This window comes from Methanobrevibacter sp. (assembly GCF_017468685.1).
GTDB lineage: Archaea > Methanobacteriota > Methanobacteria > Methanobacteriales > Methanobacteriaceae > Methanocatella.
On sequence record NZ_JAFUHT010000003.1, the window covers coordinates 37,495 to 45,521 of the forward strand.

Genomic DNA, 8,027 nt, shown 5'->3' on the forward strand with positions numbered 1-8,027 from the left:
ATTGTCAATTAAAAATCTTTTAATAGAAATGAAAAATATGTCGGAGTTAATGGTCGATTTGGCTTATTCAGCTATTTTATTCAATAGTAAAACTGCAGCTGAAGAAGTTATTGCACTTGAAAATGAAGTTAACTCCATGAATTACGAAATTAAAAAGGAATCGCTGGTTGCTGCTAGATCATATGAAGATGCAGAAAAACTGACCGCATTACTTGAAATTGCAGAAGCTGCTGAAAGTATAGCAAATGCTGCAAAAGATTTAGCTGATTTAGTAATTATTGGTTTTAAACCACATCCTGTATTTAAAATGGTTATGGAAGAATCAGATAAAAGTATTGTAAGGGTTACAATTGAAGAAAATTCTGATTTAGCTAATAACACATTAGGAGATTTATTGTTAGTTAACCGTACTGGAATGAGGGTTATTGCAATTAGAAGAGGTACATCCTGGATTTATGGACCGGATAAATATACAACCTTACTTCCAAATGATACATTAATTTTAAAAGGAACAGATGAAGGTGCTGATTTACTTGAAAAATTAGCAGCAGGAACCTGTTCACTTGAAGATATTCCAGAAGAATTAGAAGACGATTAGAAGTGATAAAAATGATAATAGGTAGTGATATGTGTGACAGGCAAACAGAAGAAGATTCGCACTCCACTATCTGTATTTTCAACATTTCCTGATTTTGTTGAAGAACATGGCTCTATAATCAAAGAAAGTCTTATTGCACTTTTGATTTGTGCAATTGGAGATTTATGTGCAGGTGTTATCTTAGGTAAGATGACTTTCTTTTTAGAGGCATTCCCAGGTTTACTTGTTATTATTCCTGGAGCAATAGGCATGAGAGGAAACATTTTTGGTTCTTTTGCCTCAAGATTATCAACAAACTTGCACATCGGTATAATATCACCAAAATTTGAATTTTCAGAGGATTTAAATTATAATATATTCTCATCATTTGTTTTAACATTGGTATTATCTTTATTTTTAGCTATTGTAGCAAAAATATTATGTATTATTCTACACCAACCTTCTATTGATTTAATCGATTTTATATTGATTTGTGTAATAGCGGGAATAATATCAAATTTAATCATGCTTCCAATTACCATGCTTGTCTCATTTAAAAGTTTTGAGCATGGTTGGGATCCGGATAATATAACCAGTCCTATAATAGCAGCATTTGGTGATTTATTCACATTGCCGGCGATTATTGCATCAATTTTTATATTACAGGCTATAAACTTTAATTTTATATTTAAAGAAATAATCCTTGTAATAATATTAATAGCCATTATTGTTAGTTTTATTTATTGTTACAGATTATCTTATGAGACAAATACTATTTTAAAACAGTCCACACCAGTTTTGCTTTTATGTTCATTGCTAGGAGGTGCTGCAGGTGGAGTTTTAAATTCAGCTGTTGAAACATTGCTTACAAATCCAAGTTTATTAACATTGCTTCCACTGTTTTCAGGTGAAAGCGGAAGTCTGATAAGTATTTTAGGAGCAAGATTATCATCAGGTCTTCACTCCGGTTTAGTAGAACCGTTTAAAAAACCGGAAGGAGAAGCTGTTCACAACTTCATCATCAGCTTTATCTTAGCCGTTATAGTATTCCCATTAATAGGTCTTTTGGCTGAAACTTCATCATATGCACTTGGAGTTGTTGGAGTTGGATTTGATAAAATTGTTGAAATATCAACATTATCCGGTGTTATTTTAGTTGCAATAATGGTAATAATTGTTTATTATGTATCAATAACATCATATAATAATTTAGACCCGGATAATATTGTAATTCCTATTTCAACCAGTATAACAGATTCAATTTCCAGTCTGATTTTAATTTCAATTTCTTTGTTATTGTTGGGTGTTTTAATTTAGTACCATGCCTTTAATGTGAATTCACATTCATTTGTTCTAAAGTAATCATATTCTAAAAAGTTTACATCAAAGTTTTTTGGTACAGAAACTATTAGGGCCTTAGGATGGGCTTTGTCAAGATGAACAAAAACTACAGCACTTGTATCATCATAAAAGTCAATTTTATCATTTAGATAAATCATATCAGAGAATGTATTTTCCCAATATCTTCCTTTAACCACTCTTGTTGTATCTACAATATATGATAAATCATATGTTTCTTCATCATCGATTAATAAATAAAAATCTGACTTTTTTAAATTTCCAGGGAAAATTTTAAAGTTCGTGCAGCTATGGTCTTTTTGTGAGTGATGTTTATTGCATTTTCCGGGATTTTGAAAGTCTTTAATGACATAGCTTTTGTAGAAATCACATTTAACCATTCTTGTAATGGAAAATACATTGTCACTGCTGTCGTAATCTCCAATTTTTACACTTGAAATTGTGCTTTCTTGTGGAATTAATTCCATTGAAGTGTGTATTTTTGAGCTGAAAAGTTTTTTGGATACTAGTTCATCATAATTTTTACCAAGTGCAATTAATTTTGCATAGGAGACGCTATTCGGAACAACCTGATTATCATCATTTATAATTGCAAGACCTGGTGTGCCCTTATTGTATTCATTCCAGTTATCTGGTACGCCGGGATTATTGATTAGATTGTCTGCAATTTCACTGACTGATTTTTCCATATTATTCGTTTCCTGAAGTTTTGATATTTTTTCAGTTGCATTTTCCATCGATGTTAAAATCACTCCAAAAATCATTAAGATTATGATTAGTATTATACCAATTTCAATAACTTTCATTTCCAATCAACCCGTATTTTTTTCTGTGAGAATTATCCAAAATCAAACTGTCCCAATCATCGGGATTTATCTTGTTTCCGTTATAATGGTCTGCAAACACAACATGGTCTGAACATGATAAAGATTCATTTCCAAGTGGAGTGTGAGTCTGTATGAATACTTCAAAACCATAATGAGGACATTTTCCTTTACCTTCCAATCGGCATAAATAACAGCTTCCGTCGGCACTTTCATGAAAATAGCCCGTATCAAGACAATCTCTTAAGACACCAGGGTCGCCATGGTGAATATAAGGGTCATATGGGCATTTTTTAATAGTCAACGGTGCTGTTGCTTCAATATATGATTCTGGAGAGTCAAAATTATGTAATAGCATATAAGCAGATAATGCAGTCTTGTAATGTATTTTATCATCATACGCCATAATTCCGGAGGCTATCGTTAGCTTTGCAATAGGTAATGGGTCTCTTAGACCTTCAACAGAGGCATTTCTCTCAACAATTTTTGAGAAATGTTCATTTCCTTTTCTGCCTTCAAGTTTTACTTTGAATAACACTTTCCATGGAGAATCGGTATTTTCAACAGATAATGCTTCAGAGGAAATGTCAATATCATATTTATCTTTAAATTCTTCATTTTTAGATTCTAGAAGGTTGTTCAAATTCTTTTTAATCTGATCTTCACTATCTCTAACTGGCAGTCCGTTGTATACCTTTTGAGTTGCTTCAGCAATTGCATCACGACCTAAAACTTCTAAATTAGCTGAATAATCATCAATAATATATTTGAAATTATCATTTGCTTGTGAGTCAATATTAGAGTCTTGAATAAAATTTATAGTAGTTACAACAAAAATACAAACTATCAAGAGAGCTACAACTAAAATTGCTGTTGTTCCAACAATTATGTTACCTTTTGAGTCTAATTTTTTAGGTTTCATTTTTAAAAATTTAGCTAGTAATTTATAAATTAGTTGTTGAAGTGCGACTGTATGATTTTGCACAATTATGTTAATACTATTTTGTGAAAATGTGGAAAAGAGTAATAAAAAAAATAGTTATTTATATTATTGCGAATAAACTATACATATTGAAAATTATGGAGGCATTACATGTCTGATACTGTAAGAACATGGCGTCATATACAACAAAGATATAATCTTATAGGTTCAAAATGTAACACTTGTGGTGAAGTATTCTTCCCATCTCGTGTAGTTTGTCCTAATTGTAGAAGAAAAGGAGATCTTGAACCTTTCCAATTTTCCGGAAAAGGTAAAATTTATACTTACTCAGTAATTAGATCAGCACCTGATGACTTTAAAAAATCAGCTCCATATGCTGTAGCTGTAATTGAACTTGAAGAAGGTGCAAAATTAACCTCACAATTAGTAGATTGTGATGTTGAAACTTTAGAAATCGGTGACGATGTAGAAATGGTATTTAGAAGAGTAAGAGAAGATGGAGAGGATGGAGTAATCTCCTATGGATATAAATTCAAAGTTATCAAATAATACTGCTGTAATACTTGTAAGCCACGGAAGTACCTTGCCATATGCTGAAGAAGTATTTACAGAAATTAAAGAGAAATTTATCAAAAAAACAGGCATAGCAACTGAAATCGGATACATGAAAGTGTCTGAGCCTACAATTGCAGGTGCTGTAGAAATATTGAAAGGACAAGTGGATGATTTGGCAAAAATCATTGCCCTACCAGTATTTTTAGCACCAGGAATTCACACTAACATTGACATTCCACAATTGTTAGGCCTTGAACCTTTAGAAACCGATCCGAGATGTCCTGACGGCAATTACCCAGCTGAACATTATCTCTCAATTGCTCCTGATGTTGACTTTGATGGTGAAATAGAATTATTGCCATCAATCGGTCCGAGAGACAAGCTCTTAGATATTATTGATAAGAGAATATTAGAAGCTCTATCAGAGTCCAAGCTTGGAGATGTGAAAACCGGAATTCTACTTGTAACCCATGGGTCAAGATTAAACTACAATAAGGAATTTGCAACAGAATTATACAATAAGTTCGAAAAAACCTGCAAATACCCATCAAGTTTTGGTTTCATGGAATTATGCGGTCCAAGCATACCGGAATCTATTGATAAACTGGTAGATGAAAACGATTTGGAAAGACTGGTTGTAGTGCCTGTATTTATTGCTCCTGGAATGCACACAACCCATGACATTCCACATATCTTAGGATTTTTAGAATCTCATGAACATTCACACGGTCACAGCCATGGAGACCATGACCATGAGCATGATTTGACTCCTGTTGAGTTTGACGGTGAAATATTATATCCGGAGCCAATAAAAGCTGATGATATACTAATAGACATTTTAGCTGATATGATAAATGAGAAATTATAAGTTTATCATATATTTTTTTGAAAAATTTTTCAATCAAGATAACTTAAATGAATTTAACTTAAAAATTAATTATAATTAAATTAACGGATGATAAAACATGTCTGATAAGAAAACAGGAGTTTTACTTTTAAGCCACGGTTCCAGATTGGATGATGGTGAAGAAGTAATTAAAGCTTATAAAGAAATGTATGAAAAGGAATTTCCAGAATATCCTGTAGAATACGGATTCATGGAAATCAGAAAACCAGGTATTCCTGAAACAATTAACAAATTAACAAGTGAAAATGATTTGGAAAAAATCATTGTAGTGCCAGTATTCGTGGCACATGGTCTTCACACAAAAAGGGACATTCCGGGATTACTTGGTATAGAAAGCGATTTTGATGCTGAAGCAGTATCTGGTCATCATCACCACCATCATGACCACGGACACGACCATGATCATGGACACAGTCACGGACATCATCACCACCATCATGACCATGATGATGAAGAGTTTGAATTCGATGGTGAAATCGTTTTAACCGAACCGTTAGGAATCGATAAAAGATTGTATGAAATCATTAAAGATAGAGTTTCAGAACACTTATAGTTCTGAAATTAATTTTACTTTTTTTGCCAAAATTAAATATTAAATTAATCGCACGATATGATTCTTCTTTTCAAAAAACTTTTAATTACAATCTAAAAACCTAATTAATTGTATTTCACACTATTATTATCTTGGATATTTCACTTGAAATGTATTAAAAATATTTATTATGATATTTAAGTGATGGTATGGTGGATTGGTGTCCACCTAATCAACTCAATCAATTCGTCAAATAATGTCACACATTATAACTCCACTTCATAGAATTTCGTTTTTTAGAAATCCTCACCTTGAAAACTATAACCTCGATTTGATTCATATCAATCATTAATTAGAAATGCTTGTTATATCCCTAACCGATATAGGCAGGAACATAAGTGACTGTTAAAAAAATAATGCAGTCAAAAAGCATTTCTACCATCAATTCACCTCCTTTAGGAGTAAAAATATATTTTGAGGTTTGTTTTATAATTTTAATTTCTCCTAAACTTATTTTAAATTTTTATTAGTTCCAGAGTACTATTATGTATTACTTTTACTATATAAAGTATTACTTTTAATGCAATAATATAAATTTATATATTAAAAAAAATAAGTATTAAATATTGAGGTTTGTTGAAATTAATTTTAGTTTCGACTATTAATAATTGTAGGGTTCTTTTAACCCTATTCTTATTATAAAGTGCTTATTCTATTAAAAAAAGTATTTTTTATATTTACCATAATTAACTCTTTAAATAATCTGTAATTTTATATTTTTTAAAAAATTATTTATATTAAAAAAAATTAATTATTACTCACCTGTTTAGTTAAAGGAATTTATTTTAGGTTCCGATTTTAATAATAGTTTAGGGTTTTTTATAACTCTATTCTTATTATTGAGCTCTTGCTTTATTTTACTAATTTTTTAAAAATAGATGTTATGTTTCCAAATAAGATTAAAATATTGTATACTTATAGGGCTCTTTGAAAAATATTTTTCATATAAATCTATTTTTGAAATTATAAATAAAACTTTTGTTATTAATTTTAATTTTATAATTCCATTATTATTAATGATTATTTTCATCAATAGTTATTACAGTACTGTTTAATCCTAAAACCCTTGAATAATCAATTTTACTTGCAACTTTATTTAACATGCCAATGTTGTCAAATTTCAAATCATCATTTTCAACAATCGGATTAAATTCAACACCACTATCTTTAATGGAAACTAAAACATTATCCTCATTGTTTCTGACAATAACATCAATGAAATCAATCTTTTCATTAGTATTGATAATATTAACCAACATTTCCTCGATTGCCAAAGCAACGATTGCTGATGATTTTGAGTCCTTTAAATAATTTTGAACATCACGAGCCAAACTCACAGCATCTTCAATATTGCCATTTATAGTATGTTCAAACACATTTTCACTATCATTGATCCTATTGATGAAAAAGCCCTTATATTCTCCATTACTCTTCTTATTGTAATATCTTGAATATGTAAATATAAATAAGATGGTTATTGCTTCAACAATTGCAAAGGAAATCCAAATTCCATCTCCACCCAACACTGCGGACAATCCAAATGACAATGCAACAGGAAGAATAAAACCTTCCAATAATGAAATTAAGGTTGAAATTGTATTTTCCTGAATAGCCTGAGCATAGAAAGTATATAAAAATGTAATAGCTGTTCCAACATAACTTACTGCAAATATCCTTAAAGCATTCAATACAACAGGAACATCAGCAGGATTTTTAACACTATACAACATTAGCAAGGATTGAGGATAAACAATAAATAATGCTGACAGTATCAGACTTGAAGCCAAAACAATCTTCAAAGATCTTTTAAGAATAAAGTTAACTCCAGAATAATCTTCCTCTTTAAAGTAAACTGATACGATTGGAGACATTGTTTGAGCAGTTCCAATTAAAAACATATACAAAATAAATAGACTATTATAACAGATTCCAAATGCAACCAAACCTGACTTTCCAATATAAATTCCTATCAATGAATTTAAAACAAATAATTTTAAAGTTAAATACAGTTGGGTTGAGGCTGAAGAAAAACCTGAAGTGATAATCTCTTTGAGATATGCAAAAATGGAGTTTAATTTTAATCTGATAAACTGCAAAGTACGTTCTGATTTAAAGAAGTAATATGATATGAATATGGAACCTACTGCATAGCCGGTTGTAGTAGCTAATGCAGCACCACCCAATCCAATTTTAAAGACACCCATATATAATACATCACAGCATATGTTAACAATATTTGCAAGAAGAATTGCCCTAAAAGGTAAATTAGG

Annotated in this window: 8 protein-coding genes; 5 read left to right on the top strand and 3 right to left on the bottom strand. The window is 30.6% G+C overall.

What is annotated here, in order from left to right; genetic code table 11:
• Window position 1: 1 nt before the first annotated feature.
• Both IJ258_RS00280 and IJ258_RS00285 read left to right on the top strand, forming a co-directional pair.
• Window positions 2-598 carry a potassium channel family protein gene (locus tag IJ258_RS00280; protein ID WP_292801460.1) on the top strand — a complete coding sequence of 199 codons (597 nt, stop codon included), beginning with the start codon at window positions 2-4 and terminating at the stop codon, window positions 596-598.
• Window positions 599-631: 33 nt separating this feature from the next.
• On the top strand, window positions 632-1,894 hold the full coding sequence (locus tag IJ258_RS00285; RefSeq protein WP_292801462.1) for a magnesium transporter: 1,263 nt from the start codon (window positions 632-634) through the stop codon (window positions 1,892-1,894).
• Here IJ258_RS00285 and IJ258_RS00290 read toward each other — a convergent pair.
• Together IJ258_RS00290 and IJ258_RS00295 are read right to left on the bottom strand one after the other, a co-directional pair.
• Window positions 1,891-2,742, bottom strand: a complete 852-nt coding sequence (locus IJ258_RS00290; protein ID WP_292801464.1) for a hypothetical protein — start codon at window positions 2,740-2,742, stop codon at window positions 1,891-1,893. The two genes, IJ258_RS00285 and IJ258_RS00290, sit on opposite strands and share 4 nt — an antisense overlap.
• Entirely contained in the window at window positions 2,729-3,682 is a 954-nt protein-coding gene (locus IJ258_RS00295) for a hypothetical protein (protein ID WP_292801466.1), read from the bottom strand. Before IJ258_RS00295 ends, IJ258_RS00290 begins: the two co-directional genes overlap by 14 nt.
• A gap of 171 nt (window positions 3,683-3,853) precedes the next feature.
• Between IJ258_RS00295 and IJ258_RS00300 the strand changes: the two genes are divergently transcribed.
• From IJ258_RS00300 to cfbA (IJ258_RS00310), 3 genes are all read left to right on the top strand, one after another.
• Window positions 3,854-4,252 carry a Zn-ribbon domain-containing OB-fold protein gene (locus IJ258_RS00300; RefSeq protein ID WP_292801468.1) on the top strand — a complete coding sequence of 133 codons (399 nt, stop codon included), beginning with the start codon at window positions 3,854-3,856 and terminating at the stop codon, window positions 4,250-4,252.
• Window positions 4,224-5,126, top strand: a complete 903-nt coding sequence (gene cfbA / locus IJ258_RS00305) for a sirohydrochlorin nickelochelatase (RefSeq protein WP_292801470.1) — start codon at window positions 4,224-4,226, stop codon at window positions 5,124-5,126. The genes IJ258_RS00300 and cfbA (IJ258_RS00305) overlap by 29 nt, the downstream gene beginning before the upstream one ends.
• 97 nt (window positions 5,127-5,223) lie before the next feature.
• Window positions 5,224-5,718: a sirohydrochlorin nickelochelatase gene (gene cfbA / locus IJ258_RS00310; RefSeq protein ID WP_292801472.1), complete on the top strand. Its 495-nt coding sequence runs from the start codon at window positions 5,224-5,226 to the stop codon at window positions 5,716-5,718.
• A gap of 1,052 nt (window positions 5,719-6,770) precedes the next feature.
• Here the strand turns inward: cfbA (IJ258_RS00310) and IJ258_RS00315 are convergent.
• The coding region (locus IJ258_RS00315; protein ID WP_292801474.1) for an MATE family efflux transporter at window positions 6,771-8,027 on the bottom strand (1,257 nt) is incomplete at its 5' end.